Here is a 21749-nt window from a genome sequence, read left to right on the forward strand (position 1 = left end):
TGCAACCAGCGGCTTCTTCGCTACTTATCTGCTGCCTGCGCCCTGAGAGCGCGTGCCACGCCGTCCCGGTTTTCCAGAACGAGCCGGCGAAGCGAGGCAAGGTCCGGATCCAGAGTTGCCAGGAACTCGTCAGTGGCCGCGAGTGTGCCCTGCGTAGTCAGTCGCGATGGATAGAGGCCGACAATAATCTGCTGGGCGATCTCATGCGTGCGGTTTGCCCACACATCCTTCGCCGAAGCGAAGTACTTCCCGGCGAAAGGTTCCAGAAGATTCGTGTCATGGACCCGTGTGAAGCCGGCGATCGCCGAACGCTGTGCAGCGTTAGGCATGTCTGAGCGCTCCACGATGGCCGTCCAGGCTTCCTCCTTTGCCTCAGCGGTCGGGATGGCTGCCTTCGCCTGCGCAGCGGCAAGGGCGCCGGTGGCCGTGGCGTCCTGCTCGAGTTCGGCGTCAATATCCCTCTGGGTCTTCCGGCCACCCACCACGAGGCTGGTCAATAGCTCCCACCGCAGGTCAGCATCCACAGTGAGTCCCTCTGGTGCAGCGGAACCGTCAAGGATCCGTTCGATGATGTCGAGCTGTGGTCCGGTTTGAGCGTGAACGGCGAACGCCTTCACGAACTGTAGCTGCGAGTCCGACCCGGCGTCAGCACCCTCCGCCAACTGCCACAGGCTGTCCGCGGCAGCTATCTCCATTGGCTGCCGGTCAGCCGGACTCACGTAGAGGGCGAGAGTGGTTGCGAGTTGCCGCAGGAGCACCAGAACCACTGAGGAGTCAGACTCTGAGGCGATGTTCTGCAGGATCAGCTCGACGTAATTGCGTGCAGGTGTCTCTCCGTCGCGGGCTGCATCCCAGGCCGACGCCCACACCAGCGTGCGGGGCAGGGACTCGCTGAAGTCCTTCAGATGACGGGTAGCGGTTCGCAGCGACCGGTCGTCAAGCCGGATTTTCGCGTAGGCGAGATCGTCGTCGTTGAGCAGCACAAGATCCGGCTGCTGCAACCCGATGAGTTCATCGACAGCCGTGCGTTCTCCCGCAATATCGAGTTCAACCCGGTGCGAGCGCTCAAGCTGCCCGTTGCCTTTCAAATCATAGAAACCGATCGCCAAGCGGTGCGAACGGATCGTCGGAAAGTCCGCCACCGCGGACTGTTGGACCGCGAAGGAGGTGATAGCGCCGTCGTCGTTGGAAGTGATCTCCGGACGGAGGGTGTTGACACCGGCCGTTTCCAGCCACTGGGCTGACCACTCCTTCAGGTCACGGCCGCTTGCTTTCTCAAGCTCGACGAGCAGGTCGGAGAGCTCGGTATTGGACCAGGCGTGCTTGCCGAAGTATTCCCGCACTCCCTGCATGAACTTGTCCTGACCGACCCACGCCACCAGCTGTTTGAGCACGGAAGCGCCCTTGGCATAGGTGATGCCGTCGAAGTTGACCTGCACGTCCTCCAGGTCATTGATCGGAGCCACGATGGGATGGGTGGAGGGCAGCTGGTCCTGACGGTAGGCCCAGGCCTTCTCGAGGGATGCGAACGTGGTCCACGACTGTGTGAACTTCGTTGCCTCCGCGGACGCCAGGGTGGACATGAACTCTGCAAAGGACTCGTTGAGCCACAGGTCATTCCACCAGCGCATGGTCACCAGGTCACCGAACCACATGTGGGCGAGTTCATGGAGGATAGTGATAGCGCGGCGTTCAATGGTGGCTTCGGTCACCCGGGAACGGAACACATAGCTTTCAAGGAAGGTCACCGCGCCGGCGTTTTCCATCGCTCCCGCGTTGAACTCGGGAACGAACAGCTGATCGTACTTCTCGAACGGATAAGGGGCGCCGAACTGCTCTTCGAAGAACTCGAAGCCCTGGCGGGTCAGCTCGAAGACGTTCTCGGCGTCGAGGTGTTGCATAAGGGACTTGCGTGCAAAGACGCCGAGGGGGATGGTCCGTCCGTCCGAGCTCGTGAGTTCACTGCGCACGGACTGGTACGGCCCGGCGATGAGGGCCGTGACGTAGGAAGAGAGCACCGGTGTTGGCTCGAAGGCCCAGGTGGAGCGTGCCCCGCCTTCATCAGCCGAGCCGGCTTCGACGGGCTGGGGCGTGGGGGAGTTGGAAATGACATCCCAGTGCGACGGCGCAGTCACGGTGAATCGGAATGTCGCCTTCAGATCCGGCTGCTCGAAGACGGCAAAAACACGACGGGAATCCGGAACCTCGAATTGCGTATAGAGGTACACCTCATTGTCGACTGGATCGACGAAGCGATGCAGGCCCTCACCGGTGTTCATGTAGAGCATGTCGGCATCGATCACGAGCTCGTTGGACACAGCAAGGTTATCCAGACGGATGCGCACGCCGTCAGAGACATCCGCCACATCAAGGTCTACACCGTTGAGCGTCACCCGGTGGACCGATGCGGTGACGGCGTCAATGAACGTCGATGTACCCTGCTCGGCGTCGAAGGACACTACGGTGGTTGACCCGAAGATCGAGTCACCACGGGTCAGGTCAAGATTGATGGCGTAGCTGTGGACGCTGACTATGGCCGCGCGCTGGCGTGCTTCGTCCCGCGTCAGGTTCATACCTGGCAAGGTGATGCCTCCGAGAGTGGGGGAGTGGTACCGCGCGGTAACGCGGTGTGATCCACCTTACGCAGAACGGTGCACCTTCACCATTTCGCCGTTGCCCTTGCGCGGGCGATAGCGCTGTCCGGTTGAAGGCCGAGCTCAACCTGTTCACAAGGTCCCTTCCTTACCGTTGCATCAGCACGCAGTCGTGCAACGTCCCGCCACCGGTGGCGGTTTGGCGATGCGGCTGTCCGGATTGCATAGGAGTGTGAATATGTCCTCGAGATGGAGCACTGCGAGGGTCACCGCGATAGCGTCGGCGCTCGCGATTGGTGGCACAGCGATGGTTGCAACGCCAACGCTCGGCGCCCCCGGCGATGCGGATGCGTCGGCCGTGAAACTGCAACTGTCGCTGGAGTTGGGCCGCTCAATCCTGCTGGACGTAGATGCAGGTGCAGCAATCGAGGCGACGGGCGAAGTTGCCATACCGGACCTCTCAGCGCATCTCGGTGCGCTGACAGGAGCCAGCGTGGCAGGTACCGCTGCGCTCACGACGACTTCAGGCGCGGAAGGAACAACCAGCTCGGTTCTCGTCGAGGATCTGTCGGTTTCAATGTTCGGCGTGGCAGCGGTAGAGGCAAAACAGGTGGCCTCCTCCGCGGACTGCCTACCCGGAACTTCCCCCGCAGCCGAGACGGATTCCCAGGATGTGACCATTCTGGGAGCACCGGTTGACATGGACGAGGTGCCAGTGGAAGGGCAGAGGATCGCAGCAGCGGCGACTGTGCCGGGGATGACAGCCGCTGAACTTGTCGCCAGAGTTCTACCGGCCACAGCCACCCAGAACGCCTCTTCAGCCACAGCTTCGGGCTTGACTGTCAACCTCTCGCTCACCGGGTCAGCTCCCGAGGTGGGCAAGATCGCTACAATCTGGCTTGGCCGCATCTCAATTGGAGACGTGAACTGCGAGCATCTGGAGGCACCGGAAGCGCCGACGGCGGAAGAACTGCTGCCCGCAAATGGCGTCAGTACCGGGGGAGACGCGGTGACGCTCCGAGGGTCCGGCTTCACAGCGGACACAACAGTTGCCATTGGTGGGACCGAAGCACGCGGAGTCGTCGTCGTGTCCGACAGGGAACTCACTTTCACTACTCCGGCAGGCACCGCCGGCCCGGCAGTGGTGACTGCAACGACTCCCTCCGGAACAACCAACGGGCTCGAATTCACCTATGCCGAACCTGCTCCCGAGGCCCCGGAGGTTGAGGAACTCGATCCGGACGATACGGCATCGACCGGAGGCGAAGAGGTCTGGGTGTTCGGATCGGGATTCGTCAGGGGACAGACAAGCGTCACCGTCGGGGACACCGTAATTTCTCCGGACGACGTAGAGGTAATGAACACAGGAACGCTCATTGTGAATGCGCCGGCCCATCCGGCAGGGATTGCACCGCTGAGCGTCACCACTCCGGTTGGCACGAGCGGCACCGTGGATCTGACCTACATTGCAGCGGCTGCGCCTCCAGTCATCACGTCCATCACTCCGGACACAGGTCCGCTGGAAGGTACCACCGTGGTCACGTTACGAGGCGCGGGCTTCCTATCCGACGCAACCATGGTGACCATGGGACCTGCATCATTCCTTGATGATGACGTCACCGTCGTGTCCGACACGGAGCTGTCCTTCACGGTCGAAGCGAATACAGCGGGACCGGTTGCGATCTTCATTACGACGCCGGCCGGCGTCTCCAATGAGGTGACCTACACCTACACCGCGGCGGCGCCCACACCGACACCGACACCGGATCCGACACCAACCCCGGATCCGACACCAACCCCGGATCCGACACCCACCCCGACGCCGGTTCCGGTGCCGGTGCCGGACGGATTGGATGGCCATGATTTCTCCGGTGACGGGAACGTGGATGTGCTGGCGAGAAGTGCCGACGGCAAGCTGTGGTTGTACGCCCGCAACGCCGTCGGCGGCTGGGATGCACGGGTTCAGGTCGGTTCCGGCTGGAACGGTATGACCAGCATCCTGGCTCCGGGTGACTTCGACGGTGACGGAAATCCGGACGTTCTGGCTCGGGACGGCCTGGGCAAGCTCTGGCTGTATCCAGGCAACGGTGACAGCGGTTGGAAATCGAAGGTTCAGGTCGGCAGTGGTTGGAGCGGTATGACCAGCATCCTGGCCCCGGGTGACTTCGACGGCGATACCAACGTTGACGTCCTCGCTCGTGATCGGGACGGTCGGCTGTGGCTGTACCCCGGAAACGGTGCAGGCAAGTGGTTGGCAAAGGTTCAGGTCGGCAACGGCTGGCACACCATGACCAGCATTGTCGGTCCGGGCGACTTCGACGGCGACACGAACGTTGACGTCCTTGCCCGTGATCGGGACGGCAGGCTGTGGCTGTACCCCGGCAACGGTTCCGGCGGATGGCTCAAGAAAGTACAGGCCGGCTCTGGTTGGCACACCATGACCAGCATTGTCGGTCCGGGTGACTTCGACGGCGATACCAGCGTTGACGTCCTTGCCCGTGATCGGGACGGCAGGCTGTGGCTGTACCCCGGCAACGGTTCCGGCGGATGGCTCAAGAAGGTCCAGGTCGGCTCCGGCTGGAACGGAATGACCAGCATCCTCTAACCACTACGCCTCCATCATGGGAAGGTCACCCGCGCCGCTTGCAGCACGGGTGACCTTCCCATGATCTTTCCTCGGGGACGGGCAGGGCGCCGGCCGTCGCAACGATGACCAGCCCAAGGTAATCGCAGGCTCCACTCGGCACAGTTGCCCTAGGGCAAGTTTTACCTCTGCCTCACCCGGGAGCGGTCTCGTTCGTCGGGGGACTCGGAAACCATCAGGGAGACGATGATGAAATCGAACGGAACACACCTTGCGGCAGGGGCAACTCCGCGCGCAAGCAAGTTATGGAGGGGGACCGGTATAACTGCGACGGCGGTTGTGCTCCTGTCCACTTTCGGTCCACCAGCTGGCGCCATTCCGCAGGCGTCCACCGCGATACTGCCGGCAGCTGTAGCAACAGGCCCGCAAGGGAGCGTCGGCCCTGTGAACCCGGAGACGGGGTATCCGTATTGGTACGGCGACAAGACTGGCCTCCGGCTCGAGCTTTGCCTTGATGTCGCCACTGTGTGCCCCGTGGTCGCGGAGGGTTTCGATCCGGCACAGCCACCGGCTATCCCGGGCAACTTTCCGGACGAGTCGTTCTGGTACTCAGCAGAAGCGTCCCTGCCGTTATCGACGGGGGAAGAAGCACGCCTCATCATGGCCACGGAAGCGGCGTTCGGCGGAGCCGGTGACGTTGCTCAGGGTCAGCAGAACGCGTTCGCCCGGATGCGTATCCGCTTTGATGGAGCCCAACCGCTGGAAACCTATACGGCGACGACGCCGTACGGGATCTTTGAAGTGACGGCAGACGACCGGGGACGGGTGCGCTTCACCGAGGATCTCGGGTGCCTGCAGCAGCCCTGCGACTGGACTGAGCCGCTCAGCGGAAAGATCGGATCATTCCTTCGGTGGGATGCAGAAGCTCCGGCCGGATCAATCGGTGATCCAAACATTCCGCATACAGTGACCGGAAGCCCGTCTGGTATGAACCTCTTCCGCCTTGAAGGTCCCGGCATGGAAACTGCTGAGACAGCCCTCTTTGCAGTGCAGGGCAAGATCGCCACGGTACGTGCGGGCGTGGACAAGCCGGGCGGCGTCTACAGGGCGGCCACTACGGTCAACATCCAATCGTCCTTCCCCGATGAGGCGAAGATCATTTACACGACCGACAACAGCGAGCCGATGGCTGAGGACGGTACCGTGAGCGCGACGGCAACCGTGTGGACACCATCCGAGGGTGATGAGGATGTGGCTCCTGTAGAACTCGCCACCCCCGGTAAGACGGTGTTGAAGTACATGGCCGTCAGCCTGACCGAGCCGACTCAGCGGACCGGCATCCAGACTGAAACCTACACTCTCGATGCCACGAGCCCCTGGATCGAGGCAGCACCGAGCGCAACGCCCGGTCCGCACGCAGGACCCCAGCAGGTCACGCTGACCGGAACCACAGAGTTGGGCGAACCATCGAGGATCTACTACACCCTCGATGGTTCGGAACCGACGTACGATGCCGTCGGCGTCGCCCTTGGCTCCACGATCGCCTACGACGGCAAGCCCATCCCGGTGACCAGCACAACGCTCATTCGGGCTATGTCGGTCGATGGCGACGGAACGGCCGGTGAGATCCGGAACTTCAACTACGTCATCCACAACCTGAAAACCGTAGGTCCCGTTGCAGTTTCCGGAGACGGTCAGCACGGCTATCCCTCATTCCTTGAGGACAATGGGTGGGCAGCTAGTGAAGGCGTGGCCGCACAGGACCCAGTAAAGCTGGAATTGTGCCTCAACGATCCGCTGTGTCCCATCATCGAAGAACTGCCGTTCCCCTTGGACCCACTGCAGTTCCCGCGGAACTTCCCCGGTGAGTCCTTCTGGTGGGCTGCTGAGGCGTTCCTGCCGGTCGGCGACGAAGAGGTGCGCCTGACGCTCGCCCTGGAAGCAGCATTCACGGGCGAAGGCGCCGCGGTGGGAGATGAAGTCGCTTTCGGTCGCATCCGCGTTCGGGGTGACGCAGTGTTCGAAAACGGCGCCACCTACGAGATCACCCATCCGTACGGGAAGTTCCAGGTTGTCGCTGATGACACCGGAAGCCTCCGCTACACAGAGGACCTCGGAAGCATGAACGGCAACGGTGACTTCTCACCATTGCTTGAAGCGAAGATTGGACCGTTCCTGCGGTGGACTGAAGGGGCGCCCGCGGGCTACCTTGGAGATGGCAGTACACCTCACGCCGTCGTCGGCAGCCCCTACGACACCAACTATTTCGAGATCCACAAGGTCTTGACGATCGACGACGAGCCGGTTCGGGAGATTATCGGAACGAGGACGACCGACTTCGTTGTCCAGGGCAAGACGGTCGGTGCCACTCCACCGGAAGCCCCGGCTGTAGCGGCCAGCATTGCGGGAGGGGCGTTCAATACGCCACAAACCGTGACGCTGACATCCACCCCGGGTGATTTGCCGATCTTCTTCACCACTGATGGCACGCCTCCCGAGCCCGATGGCAACCTATACACCGGACCCATCACCATCAACGCGGACACGGTTCTGCAGTTCATCGCGGTGAACCAGGGAGTCGCATCGTCAATCGTTACGGAGACGTACACGATCGATACGGTGGCTCCGGAGCTGACCACCACGACGCCGGGCGGTACGTTCACCGCAGCGACGACAGCGACTCTCGCCGCCAGCGAAGGCGCAGCTATCCGTTTCACCACGGATGGGACTGAACCTACGGTGGCCAGCACGCTGTACACCGCGCCGATCGCAATAGCTCAGACCACAACGCTCCGTGCAATTGCAGTTGACGCTGCCGGCAACATCAGTCCACTCGGGCAATGGGTGTTCACCATCAACACTCCGGCCGGCATCGACGGCCACGACTTCTCCGGTGACGGGAACGTGGACGTGCTCGCAAGGAGCACTGACGGCAAGCTGTGGCTGTACGCCCGCAATGCTGCCGGTGGCTGGGACACGCGGGTCCAGGTTGGTACTGGCTGGAACGGTATGACCAGCATCCTGGCTCCGGGTGACTTCGACGGCGACACCAACCCCGACGTCCTGGCACGGGATGCTAAGGGTCTGCTGTGGCTCTACCCAGGCAATGGTGACAGCGGTTGGAAGACGAAGGTCCTGGTCGGTTCCGGTTGGAATGGCATGACCAGCATCCTGACCCCGGGTGACTTCGACGGCGACACGAACGTTGACGTCCTTGCCCGTGATCGGGACGGCCGGCTGTGGCTGTACCCCGGAAACGGTGCAGGCAAGTGGTTGGCAAAGGTTCAGGTCGGCAACGGTTGGCACACCATGACCAGCATTGTCGGTCCGGGCGACTTCGACGGCGACACCAACGTTGACGTCCTCGCTCGTGATCGGGACGGCAGGCTGTGGCTGTACCCCGGCAACGGGAACGGCGGATGGCTCAAGAAAGCTCAGGTCGGCACTGGTTGGCACACCATGACCAGCATCGTCGGTCCGGGCGACTTCGACGGCGACACGAACGTTGACGTCCTTGCCCGTGATCGGGACGGCAGGCTGTGGCTGTACCCCGGCAACGGGAACGGCGGATGGCTCAAGAAGGTCCAGGTCGGCTCCGGCTGGAACGGAATGACCAGCATCCTCTAAACCCCTACGGGGCGATTCACGCTCCAGACAAGAAAGGCCTCCCGCGCCCTATACGGCGCGGGAGGCCTTTCGCTTGTCTGATCGCTCTGCCCGATCCTTGTTGCGGAGCAGCCGCAAGCTACGGCCTCCCCGCGGCTGTCGAGCTGCCCACCGGCAGCGGACACCTGCACCGCCGTCCGTCGGCCTGCTCTGCACGCAGACTCAGGGAACGGATACCGGAGACGTTCGCCGTGGCCTCCAAGGAACACACGCAGCCGCAGCATTGGCCGGGCGATAGCGGAAGGCGCCTAATCGCCGTCGTGCGCGGTGCCTGATGAAGCCTGGTCCCTCCGCGAGCGTTCCATTGTGCACGCACACCTACCGCAGTCCGTATCCACCCACAGAAAAGTCCAGGCGGCCTTCCCTTTGCCGGGAATGCCGCCTGGACTGAGATGCCGAGGCGGAGGGCTTACTCGCCGTCCCAGAAAGCGGGTGCGGCCTTCATCGGATCGTTGAGGTCCACATCGCCCGGCTTCAGGCCCACGCTGAACTGGGTCATCATGTCGTGGTCCTCGTGCGGCAGATTGTGGCAGTGGATCATGTACTTACCGCGGTGCGGCCCGAACTTCATGAGCAGGCGAACGGTTTCCCCTTCGCCCACATACACAACGTCCTTCGGGCCCATTTCATAGGAGAAAGGTGCACGACCGTTGCGGCTGAGGATCTGAAAGTCGATGAGGTGGATGTGGATCGGATGGAACCACCCGCCGGAACTGTTCTCGAACTCCCAGATCTCGGTGTCTCCTAGGCCTGGATCAGCGCATACCCGGCGATACCCGCTGGCAATGATGTCTGCCCACGAATCTTCCCCGATGACCCAGACGCTGTCATCTCTCTTCACACGGAACTTGCGGACGCGGGTATCGCGGGCTGGGCGCAGATTCATCACTTCGTGTGAAACCAGCGTTTCGGGGATCGTCTTCCAGGTGTGGTCCGCGGTGTCCACCGGCTGGTCCGTGACATCGAAAGCCATGATCCGATCGGTGAAGTCGTAGTCAACGTTGTTCTTGTTCGACAGGTTCCGCAGCTCCACGCGCTGTCCGGGCTGATAGCCCGAGAAGTCCACCAGGATCTCGTAGCGCTCGGCGCCGGCATGGCGCCAGGACTCAACCGCCTGCGTCTTCGGCATCAGTCCGCCGTCAGTGGCCACGACATAAACAGGTTCACCCGTGCTGAGCGTCGGGCGGAAGGAACGTGAAATGGACGCGTTCAGAATGCGGAAGCGGTAAACGCGTCGCTGGACCTTCATTACCGGCCACGGCTTGCCGTTCACGAGGATGACGTCGCCCCACAGTCCCGAGTGGGAGTTGTCGTCATAGGCGAGACCCCCGTCCGCGGCGAACATGGCATCAGAGAGCGTCAGGGGAACATCGAACTCGTTCTGCGGGAGTAGATCGCGCTCCGCAGGATCATGCATGCAGAATTGCGCTGACAGACCGGAGTACGCATTCTCCGCGGTGGTGTGCACGTTGTGATCGTGGTACCAAAGCGTACGAGCCGACTGGAAGTTCGGATACTCGTAGTTCTTCGCAAATCCGGGAGGCGTCACGTCACTGGCATACCCATCGAACTGGGGGAGCGAGGCTGACCCGTGCAGGTGGGTCGACGTCGAAAGGGTGTGCCCGTGCCGGGGGTGAACCTGCGGCAGCTGGTTGCGGATCTTGAGCACCGCCCGCGTTCCCTGAAGCAGGTCGATAGTGGGACCGGGAAAGATTCCGTTGTAGCCGAGAATCGGCGTGGTCAGCCGTGGAAGTATCTTTGCGAGACCGGCCTTCTGCGTGACGCTGTAATAGTGGACCTTCGCACCGTCCGGCGCGCGTCCCACCGCATAGGGCTCCAAAATCGGCGGGACCGTAAGCGGTACGCGGTACGGCAGCGGCATGTCACTGTCCGCCAGCTTGCTGGCGGACTTGGCGCTGACGGAGCTGAACGGAACGGCCAGCGCCCCGGCTCCAATTACCCCAAGTCCCCCCATTGTGAGGACCTGTCGCCGAGATACAGACATCGGTCTTCCTTCCCTTGGATGTATGAAAAGGATGTACTTCGCTACTTGGAGAAAACTAGGACTCCAGGGTTCAGGAGCGATAGCCGGGCTTGCTGCGGCACCGCCGCTCGGCAGGCACTAATCTGGGAGGGAAACCTGCAACCTTCCTGGAACGGACCCCTACATGCGCGTTCATATTGCAACCGACCACGCCGGCATGGAGCTCAGTGCGCACCTCGTTACTCATCTGAGCGCGAAGGGGCACGAGCTGATCGACCACGGTCCCTCCGTCTACGATGCAGAAGACGATTACCCTTCCTTCTGCATAAGAGCGGCGCTGGCAGTGGTTGACGATCAGCTTTCGGGCGTCGAGGCGCTCGGCATCGTGCTCGGCGGTTCAGGCAACGGGGAGCAGATTGCTGCGAACAAGGTCCGTGGGGTACGCGCAGCATTGGCCTGGAACCTGGACACTGCCAGGCTTGCGCGCGAACACAATGACGCGAACGTGGTGGCGCTGGGCGGGCGCCAGCACTCTCTCGAAGAGGCCACCGCCATTGTCGAAGCCTTTCTGGAGGAGCCTTTCAGCGGTGCTGAGCGGCACGTACGGCGCATCAGCAAGATCGCTGCCTACGAGACCACCGGCGAGATTCTTCCGTAGTGCCGGAGGGACATTCCATCCACCGGCTCGCACGCCAGTTCACCTCGGTCTTCGCCGGTGAGGCGCTGAGGGCGAGCAGTCCGCAGGGCCGTTTCGCCGAAGGCGCGGAACGTATCGAGGGAGCTGTCCTGACCCGCGCCCGCGCACACGGCAAGCAGTTGTTCCTCGAGTTCGACAATGACCTGGTAATGCGTGTTCACCTCGGTCTGTACGGTGCGTGGAGCTTCGGTGGTGACAGTCGGTTCCGGGGAGCGTCCAGCATCGGCGCACCCCGGCGCGTGGGGGAGAGGGAAACCGCCGACGACGACGCCCCCGCCGTTTATGCCGGCCCACCACCGCCCGTGGGAGCAGTCCGCGTGAGGCTCGTTTCCGCACACGGTTGGGCGGACTTGCGAGGGCCGACAGCCTGCGAAGTCATTACCGGCGCGGAGCGGGATGCAATCATTGCCAGGCTTGGACCGGATCCGTTGGACCCGGACACTCCTCCGGCGGAATTCATTGCACGGGTACAGCGGACCCGCACCGCCGTGGGCCTGTCGCTCATGAATCAAGCCGTGATCGCCGGAGTCGGCAACGTCTACCGCGCCGAGGTGCTCTTCCGGCGTCGTGTGCATCCATGGCTCCCGGGCCCGGCGCTCGGGGATGCTGGCGCGTCGGCACTGTGGGAAGACCTGGTTCTACTGATGAACGAGGGCGTGCGTGCAGGACGCATTATTACGACGACGCCGAACCATCGGTCTCCCGGCGCAGCGAACGGCTCCGCTGTGCCCGCTGAGGAGGCCTACTACGTCTACAAAAGGACCGGGCAGGAATGCCGAATCTGCGGCACGCCGGTGGCGATGGCAGAGATGGGTGCTCGCAAGCTGTACTGGTGTCCATACTGTCAGGCTGCCTGATCCAGATGCGGAAGGCTGATCCAGATGCGGAAGGGGCCGGAGAGCTGGGTATGGAGGAGGTGGAGGGGATGACGGGAATCGAACCCGCGTAATCAGTTTGGAAGACTGAGGCTTTACCATTAAGCTACATCCCCGTGACAACCTAAGGACTGGATCGCAGTGCAAGCTGTGCGATTTCCGGGTTGGTCTGGAACGCATATAACTACACCATAAGGGCGTCGAATTCTCAAAATGTGCAACCTTGCGGTTTCTTTCGTAGACTTGCCTCTGCACTTCAACGGGGTGTAGCTCAGCTTGGTAGAGCGCCTGCTTTGGGAGCAGGAAGTCGCAGGTTCAACTCCTGTCACCCCGACTCTGTGTTCAACGGTGCAGAAACCTGCACCAAACAGTGCAGACATGATCCTTCGCGGGATACGTATACCCGGTGCAGAACCGATCCCTATCATTCAGGAGAACTAGGCTGTGAAGAGCGCTGTCGAAAACCTCACTCCCACGCGAGTGAAGCTCAACGTGGAGGTCCCTTTCGAGGAACTCAAGCCGAACATCGAAGCTGCCTACAAGACCATCGCCACCCAGGTGCAGGTTCCGGGTTTCCGCAAAGGCAAAGTCCCCAACAAGCTGATTGACCAGCGGGTAGGGCGCGGTTACGTCATCGAGACGGCCATCAATGACGGCCTCAATGGCTTCTACCAAAGTGCCGTCCAGGAAATGAAGATCCGCCCTCTGAGCCGGCCCGAGGTGGAAATCACCGAGGTTCCCGACCCCACGGCGCAGGACGGCCAGCTCCTGTTCACGGTTGAGCTCGACATCCGCCCCGAGATTGAACTTCCGGAGTACTCCGGACTCGAAGTCACCGTTGAGGCTGCGAAAGCTTCTGATGAAGACGTCGTGAAGTCACTTGACGAGCTGCGCGGACGCTTCGGCACCCTCAAGGATGTGGACCGCCCCGCTACCGACGGTGACTTCCTGACCCTTGATCTGACTGCCAAGATCGACGGCGAGGAAGTGGACTCCGCTGTCGACATCTCTTACCAGGTGGGATCCGGTACCATGCTGGAAGGCATGGATGAAGCCGTGACCGGCCTGAGTGCTGACGAGTCGTCGACCTTCGAGACCACGCTCGCCGGCGGCGAGCACACCGGTAAGGCTGCCGAGGTTACGGTTTCGGTGAAGGCCGTGAAAGAGCGCGAGCTCCCTGACGCCAACGATGATTTCGCTCAGCTCGCCAGCGAGTTCGACACCATTGATGAGCTGCGTGCTGATCTGGCGAAGCGCTCTTCAGAAGACAAGCTCGTTGAGCAGGGCGTGGAAGCGCGCGACAAGGTGCTTGAGAAACTGCTGGAACTCGTCGAGGTTCCAGTGCCTGAATCCGTCATCGAAGAGCAGCTTGAGCAGCACTTCAATTCGGAGAGCAGCCACTCGGCCGGCGCGGACCACGACACCGAGGAACACCGCGCAGAGGTTCGCGGGAACACCGAGCAGGCATTCCGCAATGAGATTGTCCTGGATGCGGTCGCCGAGAAGGAAGAAATCGGTGTCAGCCAGAACGAGCTGATCGACTACATCGTTACGTCGGCAAGCCAGTACGGCATGGAACCAAACCAGTTCGCGCAGATGCTTGACCAGAGCGGACAGGTACCGATGATCGTCGGTGAAGTCCGCCGTCGCAAGGCCCTGGCCAAGGTTCTGGAGCTTGCAGTGGTTACCGATACCAACGGCGAAACTGTCGACCTTTCGGACTTCGTTCGCCCGGCCGGAGATGTTGAGCAGGCGGAGAGCGAGACAGTGGCTGAGGAGGCCTCCGAGGAGGCAGTCGAGGCATCGGCTGTCGAGTCCGATGCTCCCGCTTCAGACACTGATGAAGCGGATGCGGAGTCCACGAAGGCTTAGCTCGACCTAGCGTGAACAGATGCCGTCAGCGCCCTGCTGGCGGCATCTGCCGTTAAGCCTCCCGCTTCCTAACGCCGTCAGCGAACAGCTCACGGCACGGGAGCAAAACAGTACGCAAACAGGTTAGTGTCCAGTGAGAGAAAAACCTGAGTGAGAGGTCAATCAGCAATGGCATCCGAATCCACCACACCGACCATGGCAACCGTTGATCCTGCCAGCCGTGACGACTACATCTACAACCGGCTTCTGAAGGAGCGGATCATCTGGCTCGGATCCGAAGTGCGGGACGAAAACGCTAACGCCATCTGCTCGCAGTTGCTCCTGCTGTCGGCGGAAGATCCTGAGAAGGACATTTTCCTCTACATCAACTCACCCGGCGGATCAGTGACTGCCGGCATGGCCATCTATGACACCATGCAGTTCATCCCGAACGACGTCGTCACAGTGGCTACGGGCCTTGCAGCTTCGATGGGTCAGTTCCTGCTGTCCTCCGGCACCAAGGGCAAGCGTTACGCCACCCCGCACGCCCGCATCCTGATGCACCAGCCGTCCGGCGGGATCGGAGGCACCGCTTCTGACATCAAGATTCAGGCAGAGCTGATCCTGCACATGAAGCGCGTTATGGCCGAACTCACCGCCGAGCAGACCGGACAGTCGGTGGAGACCATCCTCAAGGACAATGACCGGGACAAGTGGTTCACGGCGCAGGATGCCCTGGAATACGGGTTCTTTGACCATATTTCGGCGCATGCCGGATCCGTCTCCGGCGGCGGCGGAACCCAGCGCGACTGACCCGCATCACGCCCACTCCCATAGACCTGCCACACAGGAGGCACCATGAACCACGATTTCCAGGCCGCAGCCGGCGGCCGGGCTCCCCAGCTGCCGACAAGCCGTTATGTCCTTCCGCAGTTCGAAGAGCGCACGCCCTACGGTTTCAAGCGCCAGGACCCCTACACGAAGTTGTTCGAGGACAGGATCATCTTCCTTGGCGTTCAGGTGGATGACGCTTCCGCGGATGATGTGATGGCGCAGCTGCTCGTTCTTGAGTCCACTGACCCCGAGCGGGACATCACGCTGTACATCAACTCTCCCGGTGGATCGTTCACGGCGATGACCGCCATCTACGACACCATGCAGTTCATTCGTCCCGAGATCCAGACCGTCTGCCTCGGTCAGGCTGCCAGCGCGGCAGCCGTGCTGTTGGCCGCTGGTGCCCCCGGCAAGCGCCTTGCGCTTCCCAACGCCCGTGTGCTGATCCACCAGCCGGCACTCGGCGGCGGCCAGGGCGGCCAGGCTTCGGACCTCGAGATCCAGGCCAACGAGGTCATGCGTATGCGGGCCTGGCTTGAGGACACCCTCGCGCTGCACAGCGGAAAGACCTCCGAGCAGGTCAACATTGACATCGAGCGGGACAAGATTCTGACCGCCGAAGATGCAAAGGCCTACGGTCTCGTGGATGAGGTACTCACCTCACGCAAAATCACACCGCCGAAGATCAACAAGCCGTAGCTGGTGACAGTGGCGCCCGTGGTCCCTCCAAATGGGGAAAGACCACGGGCGCTATATTGCTGATTCGGGGCACCAAGTGGCCTAGAGTGGAACCTAGTCGACGCATGGAGACCGTCCCATTGCAGCAGTTGGCAGCGGCCAAAGATCTAGACGGAACACTCCAGGACCACGTTAGGGGACTGACACATGGCTCGCATTGGTGAGAGCACCGATCTACTCAAGTGCTCTTTCTGTGGCAAAAGCCAGAAGCAGGTCCGGAAGCTCATTGCGGGCCCGGGCGTATATATCTGCGACGAATGCATAGAACTGTGCAATGAAATCATCGAGGAAGAGCTTTCCGAAGTTGCTGACCTCGGTACATTCGAGTTGCCGAAGCCCCGTGAAATCTTCGACTTCCTGCAGGAATACGTCATCGGACAGGAGCCGGCCAAGCGATCGCTGGCTGTGGCTGTCTACAACCACTACAAGCGGATCCAGTCGGGCCACACGCCCCGCGCCTCGGCTAACCTCTCGGATGCGTCTCCGGCTGAAGATGTCGAGATCGCAAAGTCGAACATCCTGCTGATCGGACCCACGGGCTGCGGCAAGACGTACCTCGCGCAGACCCTCGCAAGGCGGCTGAACGTACCGTTTGCAGTTGCTGACGCCACTGCACTGACCGAGGCCGGCTACGTAGGTGAAGACGTAGAGAACATCCTGCTAAAGCTCATCCAGGCAGCTGACTATGACGTCAAGAAGGCTGAGCAAGGCATTATCTACATCGATGAAATCGACAAGATTTCGCGTAAGAGTGAGAATCCGTCGATCACCCGGGATGTCTCGGGTGAGGGTGTCCAGCAGGCGCTGCTGAAAATCCTGGAGGGAACGGTGGCATCCGTGCCGCCGCAGGGCGGACGCAAACACCCACACCAGGAGTTCATCCAGATCGACACCACCAACGTGCTCTTCATCGTTGCAGGTGCTTTCGCAGGGCTGGAGGAGATTATTGGTTCGCGGGCAGGGCGGAAGGGCATCGGCTTCGGCGCACCGCTCAGTTCGCTCACAAACGAGGAAGTCAGCTACGGCGATGTCATGCCGGAGGACCTCCTCAAGTTTGGTCTGATTCCGGAGTTCATTGGACGCCTGCCAGTGATCACCACCGTCACGCACCTTGACCGGCCGGCCCTGATGCAGATTCTGACGGAGCCCAAGAATGCGCTGATCAAGCAGTATCAAAAGATGTTCGCCCTGGACGGTGTGGAGCTGGTCTTCGAACCACAGGCACTGGAAGCAATCGCCGACCAGGCTCTCGAGCGCGGAACCGGCGCCAGGGGACTGCGCGCCATCATGGAAGAGGTCCTCCTTCCTGTGATGTTTGACCTCCCAAGCCGGGAAGACATCGCAACCGTGGTCATCAGCGGAGCAGTTGTCGACAAATCGGCCGAGCCCACACTGATCTCCCATGACGTAGTGGCCAAGCGCCGTAACAAGTCCGCCTAGGAGTTTTGTTCATGATTGCTGCCAACCAGACCGCAAAAAAGGCCGACTTCTGGTTTGATCCGGTGTGCCCGTTCGCCTGGATTACCTCCCGCTGGATGGGAGAGGTCGAAAAGGTTCGCGAGGTCTCAGTTGACTGGCATGTGATGAGCCTGTCTGTCCTCAACGAAGGCCGGGACCTTCCTGAGGATTACGAGGAGCTAATGAATCGTGCCTGGGCTCCGGTGCGGGTGATCATCGCCGCCTCCGAGCTACACGGGCGGGAGAACATCAAGAAGCTCTATGACGCCATGGGCACCCGCATCCATAATGGCGGCGCCTCCGATTACGAAGCAGTGATCCGTGAGGCACTTGAAGAGACCGGTCTTCCCGCTTCTCTGTCCGAGTACGCCACCAGCGATGACTTTGACACCCAGTTGCGGGCATCGCACCAGGAGGGCATCGATAGGGTCGGCGACGAGGTTGGAACCCCAGTCGTTGCATTCGACGGAACGGCTTTCTTCGGTCCGGTTCTTACACGCATTCCCCGCGGAGAGGAAGCCGGGCGCATCTTCGACGGCGCGGTCATGATGGCGGAATTCCCCGAGTTCTTCGAGCTGAAGCGATCCCGCACGTCCAGCCCCTCCTTCGACTGAGACAGATCGTGGCTGAGTAGACCGGAATAACGAACGCCAAAGCCCCTCCGCCATTGCCTGGCTGGAGGGGCTTCTGCATGGTGGACCAGGCAGGGTCAGGCCGGGGCCGAGGGTTCCTCCGGCGGCGCCAGTCGGACGTCGCTCACGGAAAGGTCACCGTCGGAAACGCGGAGTTCAAGGCCGCTCGCATTGCCGGCGGCGCTCAGATCGGAAAGCGCTTCCTCAAGCTGCCGGACCTGCGCTTCTGAGCCGCTGATGACCGCCGACAGCACCTGTGTGCGCTGCTTGACCTTTGCTTCCGACTTGGCCTTTCGAAGACCACCCAGCGCAGCGCCCACGGTTGCGAGCATTCCGGTATCGGCGTCAAGAGCCGCGGAGGCCAGCATGCCTGCGGCAGGCCAGGCCGACCGGTGCACGGACCCGCGGCGCCACCAGCTCCACACTTCCTCCGTAGCGAACGGAAGAACCGGGGCAAAGAGGCGAAGCAGCCGGTCAAGGGTTGTTGCCAGGGCCGCGAGCACAGATGCTTTCTCGGAATCTCCCGCGCTACCGTACGCGCGGTCCTTGATGAGCTCGACGTAGTCGTCCGTGAATGACCAGAAGAACGTCTCGGTGAGCTGCAGAGCGCGCGCGTAGTCGTACTTCTCAAAGGCAGCCGTGGCCTGTTCAACCACCTCATCGAGGGAGGCCAGGAGCGAACGGTCGAGCGGATTGGTAACCGCCGCTGCGTCCTGGGAGATGATGTCTGCTTCTGTGGCGCCAAGGTTGAGCACGAACTTGGATGCGTTGAGCAGCTTGATGGCCAACCTTCGGCCAATCTTCATCTGCGCGATTTCGTAGGCGGTGTCCGCACCTAGCTTGGCTGACGCCGCCCAATAGCGGACTGCGTCCGAGCCAAACTGATCAAGTGCATCCGTGGGAACAACGACATTGCCCTTGGACTTGGACATCTTCTTGCGGTCAGGATCAAGAATCCAGCCCGAAATGGCGGCGTGCTTCCACGGCGCGGAGTCGAGCAGCGAGTCAGCGCGAACCACCGAAGAGAACATCCAGGTGCGGATGATGTCGTGTCCCTGCGGGCGTAAATCGAAAGGGTAGACCTTGGCGAACAGGTCCTCGTCCCGTGACCAGCCGCCGATAATCTGTGGCGAGAGCGACGACGTCGCCCAGGTGTCCAGAACGTCGGGGTCTCCCATGAAGCCGCCCGGCTGATCCCGCTGCGCTTCGTCGAACCCCGGCGCCGGCTCTGCAGCCGGGTCAACGGGCAGCATGTCATCGGACGGGATGACCGGGTTCTCGTAGTCAGGTGTTCCGTGCTCATCGAGGGCGTACCAGACCGGGAACGGCACCCCGAAGAACCGCTGGCGGGAGATCAGCCAGTCACCGTTGAGGCCCTCGATCCAGTTCTCATACCTACTGCGCATGAACGATGGGTGGAAGTCGATCTCGCGGCCGCGTGCAATGAGGCGTTCACGACGGTCGGCATCCCTGCCGCCGTTGCGGATGTACCACTGTCGGCTGGTGACTACTTCGAGCGGTTTGTCGCCCTTTTCGAAGAAGTTCACGGGGTGGGTGATCTTCTTGGGCTCGCCGTCGAGCAAATCTGCTTCGTTGAGCATCTCCGCTACGGCTTCCTTCGCGGAGAAGACGGTCTTACCGGCGATGCGGGAGTAGTTGTCCCGGCCGGCCGTCGTCGTAATCCAGTCCGGGGTGTCCGCAAGAATCCGGCCGTCGCGACCAACGATCGCGCGGGTGGGCAGTTCGAGCTCGCGCCACCAGGTGACGTCGGTGAGGTCTCCGAACGTGCAGACCATCGCAATGCCGGCGCCCTTGTCCGGCTTGGCCAGGGGATGCGCCTTGACCTCGACCTCCACGCCGAAGAGGGGTGAGGTGACCGTGGTACCGAAGTAAGGCTGGAAACGCTCATCATCCGGGTGTGCCACCAGGGCGACGCACGCGGCGAGGAGTTCGGGTCGCGTGGTTTCGATGTGGATCCGGGTGCCGTCCGCGGCCTCGAAGGGATAGCGGTAATACGCCCCCGGAACTTCGCGGTCCTCGAGCTCGGCCTGCGCAACGGCGGTCCGGAAGGTCACATCCCAGAGGGTGGGTGCCTCAGCGAGGTACGCGTCGCCCTGCTTGAGGTTGGCCAGGAAGGCACGCTGGGAGACGGCGCGGGAGGTTGAATCGATGGTGCGGTAGGTCAGGTTCCAGTCCACGGACAGGCCGAGGGACAGGAAGAGGTTCTCGAAAACCTTCTCATCCTCCACGGCGAGTTCCTCGCAAAGCTCGATGAAGTTGCGGCGGGAGACTACGTCGAAATCCCGCTGGTTCTTCGCGGCCTGAGCCGGCGGACGGTAGTCGGGGCTGTATGGCACGGAGGGATCGCAGCGGACCCCGTAGTAGTTCTGCACGCGCCGCTCGGTGGGCAGGCCGTTGTCATCCCAGCCCATCGGGTAGAAGACGTTCTTGCCCGTCATGCGCTGATAGCGCGCCATGACGTCGGTCTGCGTGTAGGAGAACACGTGGCCCACATGCAGGGATCCGGATGCCGTGGGAGGCGGGGTGTCGATGGAGTAGACGTTCTCACGCGACGTCTCAGGATTGAAGGTGTAGGTTCCCTCGGTGCGCCAGCGCGTGTTCAGCGCGGCTTCCAGGCCCTCGAGCGCGGGCTTGTCGGGAACGTTGATGGGCGCCGGTGTGGGCGTGTCTGTACCCTCGTTGATGTTTGCCATGCATCGATTGTTTCATGCTGGCCGGATACACCGACTTCTGGGCCTCCATGGGCTAGTTTGGGTCAATGACTTCCAGAAAGAACAGGGCCGCAGTTGTCACAGGAGCAAGCTCCGGCATCGGTGAGGCCACCGTGCGCCGGTTGACGGCTGATGGTTGGCGTGTCTGGGCGGTTGCCCGCCGTCAGGATCGCCTGGAACAGCTCGGCGAGGAAACCGGAGCAGTGCCGGTAGCGCTGGATATCACCGACGACGACGGCGTTGCCCGCCTGGTCCGCGACGTCACCGAAGCAGGCGGCATCGACACCCTGATCAATATTGCCGGCGGAGCACGGGGCGCGGACTGGGTGGCGGATGCGCGCATCGAGGACTGGGAGTGGATGTACGGCGCGAACGTTATCGGCAGTATGAAGCTGATTCGTGCGTTCCTGCCGATGCTGCGGACGCATGGGGAGGGCACCGTCGTGAACCTGACGTCAACAGCGGCATTGGTTGCCTATGAGGGCGGCGCCGGCTACAACGCCGCGAAAGCAGCCCAACGGGCCATGACCAGGGCGCTCCGCCTTGAAGAGGTTGAGAACAATGTGCGCGTCGTCGAGGTTCTTCCCGGCATGGTGCAGACCGAGGAGTTTGCCCTGAACCGGCTCGGGAACGAGGAGGCCGCAGAGAAGGTGTACGCCGGTGTTGAAAAGCCGCTGACGGCTGCGGATGTCGCGGACGTTATCGCCTATGCCGTGTCCGTGCCGCATCACGTGAACCTTGACGAGATTGTAGTGCGGCCGTTGGCCCAGGCAGCCGTGCACAAGGTGGTCCGCCGGCGCTGAGCGGCGGGAGGCCGTGCAGGTGGCGGATGGTTCGCCCGATTGAGCGCAGCCGGTTAGAATTGGTGCAACAGCTGTGACCCGGCCATCACCGGTGAGCTTCCGGAAGAACGCCCGCAGATGAAGTTTCGCGTCCCGCGGGTCAGTAGAACCGGACGGGTAAGCCCGTAACAGCAGACATGAAGCGGCTTGCGCTGTTCGGCCCGTATCCGGGCGGAGTAGGGCAGGCAAGCGAGGTGGTACCGCGGATTTACTCACCGGGCTTTCACTGCCGGCGGGGATTCGTCCTTGCAGAATGGTCGTT

13 protein-coding genes and 2 tRNA genes are annotated in these 21749 nt (G+C 61.9%); 11 read left to right on the plus strand and 4 right to left on the minus strand.

Annotated features, from left to right (window positions below):
• Positions 1–20 precede the first annotated feature (20 nt).
• Positions 21–2573, minus strand: a complete 2553-nt coding sequence (gene pepN, locus ABFX19_RS09785) for an aminopeptidase N (protein ID WP_346028212.1) — start codon at positions 2571–2573, stop codon at positions 21–23.
• A gap of 259 nt (positions 2574–2832) precedes the next feature.
• On the opposite strand from pepN, the gene ABFX19_RS09790 reads away from it, so the two are divergent.
• Together ABFX19_RS09790 and ABFX19_RS09795 are read left to right on the plus strand one after the other, a co-directional pair.
• Positions 2833–5199 (plus strand): IPT/TIG domain-containing protein, encoded by a 2367-nt coding sequence (locus ABFX19_RS09790; RefSeq protein ID WP_346028213.1) that lies wholly within the window; start codon positions 2833–2835, stop codon positions 5197–5199.
• Positions 5200–5622: 423 nt separating this feature from the next.
• The gene (locus ABFX19_RS09795) at positions 5623–8805 is read left to right on the plus strand and encodes a chitobiase/beta-hexosaminidase C-terminal domain-containing protein (protein WP_346028214.1); all 3183 of its coding nucleotides are present in this window, start codon (positions 5623–5625) and stop codon (positions 8803–8805) included.
• Between the two features lie 448 nt (positions 8806–9253).
• Here the strand turns inward: ABFX19_RS09795 and ABFX19_RS09800 are convergent, their stop codons facing one another.
• The gene (locus tag ABFX19_RS09800; protein WP_277357277.1) at positions 9254–10849 is read right to left on the minus strand and encodes a multicopper oxidase family protein; all 1596 of its coding nucleotides are present in this window, start codon (positions 10847–10849) and stop codon (positions 9254–9256) included.
• A gap of 163 nt (positions 10850–11012) precedes the next feature.
• On the opposite strand from ABFX19_RS09800, the gene ABFX19_RS09805 reads away from it, so the two are divergent.
• Together ABFX19_RS09805 and ABFX19_RS09810 are read left to right on the plus strand one after the other, a co-directional pair.
• Positions 11013–11486, plus strand: a complete 474-nt coding sequence (locus ABFX19_RS09805; protein WP_277357278.1) for a ribose-5-phosphate isomerase — start codon at positions 11013–11015, stop codon at positions 11484–11486.
• A complete protein-coding gene (locus ABFX19_RS09810; RefSeq protein WP_346028215.1) occupies positions 11486–12382 on the plus strand; it encodes an Fpg/Nei family DNA glycosylase in 897 nt (298 codons plus the stop codon). The genes ABFX19_RS09805 and ABFX19_RS09810 overlap by 1 nt, the downstream gene beginning before the upstream one ends.
• Before the next feature lie 60 nt (positions 12383–12442).
• Here ABFX19_RS09810 and ABFX19_RS09815 read toward each other — a convergent pair.
• A tRNA-Gly gene (locus ABFX19_RS09815) sits at positions 12443–12516 on the minus strand.
• Between the two features lie 144 nt (positions 12517–12660).
• Between ABFX19_RS09815 and ABFX19_RS09820 the strand changes: the two genes are divergently transcribed.
• From ABFX19_RS09820 to ABFX19_RS09845, 6 genes are all read left to right on the plus strand, one after another.
• Positions 12661–12734, plus strand: a tRNA-Pro gene (locus tag ABFX19_RS09820).
• A gap of 110 nt (positions 12735–12844) precedes the next feature.
• Positions 12845–14272, plus strand: coding sequence for a trigger factor (gene tig / locus ABFX19_RS09825; RefSeq protein WP_346028216.1), 1428 nt, complete (start codon positions 12845–12847; stop codon positions 14270–14272).
• A gap of 195 nt (positions 14273–14467) precedes the next feature.
• Complete coding sequence (locus ABFX19_RS09830) at positions 14468–15064, plus strand: ATP-dependent Clp protease proteolytic subunit (RefSeq protein WP_056549607.1); 597 nt, start codon at positions 14468–14470, stop codon at positions 15062–15064.
• Between the two features lie 45 nt (positions 15065–15109).
• Entirely contained in the window at positions 15110–15784 is a 675-nt protein-coding gene (locus tag ABFX19_RS09835) for an ATP-dependent Clp protease proteolytic subunit (protein WP_056549360.1), read from the plus strand.
• A 186-nt stretch (positions 15785–15970) separates the two neighbouring features.
• Positions 15971–17263 carry an ATP-dependent Clp protease ATP-binding subunit ClpX gene (gene clpX, locus ABFX19_RS09840; RefSeq protein ID WP_277357281.1) on the plus strand — a complete coding sequence of 431 codons (1293 nt, stop codon included), beginning with the start codon at positions 15971–15973 and terminating at the stop codon, positions 17261–17263.
• 11 nt (positions 17264–17274) lie between these two features.
• Positions 17275–17895, plus strand: coding sequence for a mycothiol-dependent nitroreductase Rv2466c family protein (locus tag ABFX19_RS09845; RefSeq protein ID WP_346028217.1), 621 nt, complete (start codon positions 17275–17277; stop codon positions 17893–17895).
• Between the two features lie 95 nt (positions 17896–17990).
• Here the strand turns inward: ABFX19_RS09845 and valS are convergent, their stop codons facing one another.
• A complete protein-coding gene (valS, locus tag ABFX19_RS09850) occupies positions 17991–20627 on the minus strand; it encodes a valine--tRNA ligase (RefSeq protein WP_277357283.1) in 2637 nt (878 codons plus the stop codon).
• 65 nt (positions 20628–20692) lie between these two features.
• Between valS and ABFX19_RS09855 the strand changes: the two genes are divergently transcribed.
• Entirely contained in the window at positions 20693–21448 is a 756-nt protein-coding gene (locus tag ABFX19_RS09855; protein ID WP_346028218.1) for an SDR family oxidoreductase, read from the plus strand.
• The last annotated feature ends 301 nt before the right edge of the window (positions 21449–21749 follow it).

It is taken from the genome of Arthrobacter parietis, from assembly GCF_039530425.1.
GTDB lineage: Bacteria > Actinomycetota > Actinomycetes > Actinomycetales > Micrococcaceae > Arthrobacter_D > Arthrobacter_D parietis.

What these genes read in the sequence shown, in the direction of transcription:
- pepN (WP_346028212.1), bottom strand. Translation starts at nt 2,573, where the DNA reads ATGAACCTGACGCGGGACGAAGCACGCCAGCGCGCGGCCATAGTCAGC.
- ABFX19_RS09790 (WP_346028213.1), top strand. Translation starts at nt 2,833, where the DNA reads ATGTCCTCGAGATGGAGCACTGCGAGGGTCACCGCGATAGCGTCGGCG.
- ABFX19_RS09800 (WP_277357277.1), bottom strand. Translation starts at nt 10,849, where the DNA reads ATGTCTGTATCTCGGCGACAGGTCCTCACAATGGGGGGACTTGGGGTA.
- ABFX19_RS09805 (WP_277357278.1), top strand. Translation starts at nt 11,013, where the DNA reads ATGCGCGTTCATATTGCAACCGACCACGCCGGCATGGAGCTCAGTGCG.
- ABFX19_RS09830 (WP_056549607.1), top strand. Translation starts at nt 14,468, where the DNA reads ATGGCAACCGTTGATCCTGCCAGCCGTGACGACTACATCTACAACCGG.
- ABFX19_RS09835 (WP_056549360.1), top strand. Translation starts at nt 15,110, where the DNA reads ATGAACCACGATTTCCAGGCCGCAGCCGGCGGCCGGGCTCCCCAGCTG.
- clpX (WP_277357281.1), top strand. Translation starts at nt 15,971, where the DNA reads ATGGCTCGCATTGGTGAGAGCACCGATCTACTCAAGTGCTCTTTCTGT.
- ABFX19_RS09845 (WP_346028217.1), top strand. Translation starts at nt 17,275, where the DNA reads ATGATTGCTGCCAACCAGACCGCAAAAAAGGCCGACTTCTGGTTTGAT.
- valS (WP_277357283.1), bottom strand. Translation starts at nt 20,627, where the DNA reads ATGGCAAACATCAACGAGGGTACAGACACGCCCACACCGGCGCCCATC.
- ABFX19_RS09855 (WP_346028218.1), top strand. Translation starts at nt 20,693, where the DNA reads ATGACTTCCAGAAAGAACAGGGCCGCAGTTGTCACAGGAGCAAGCTCC.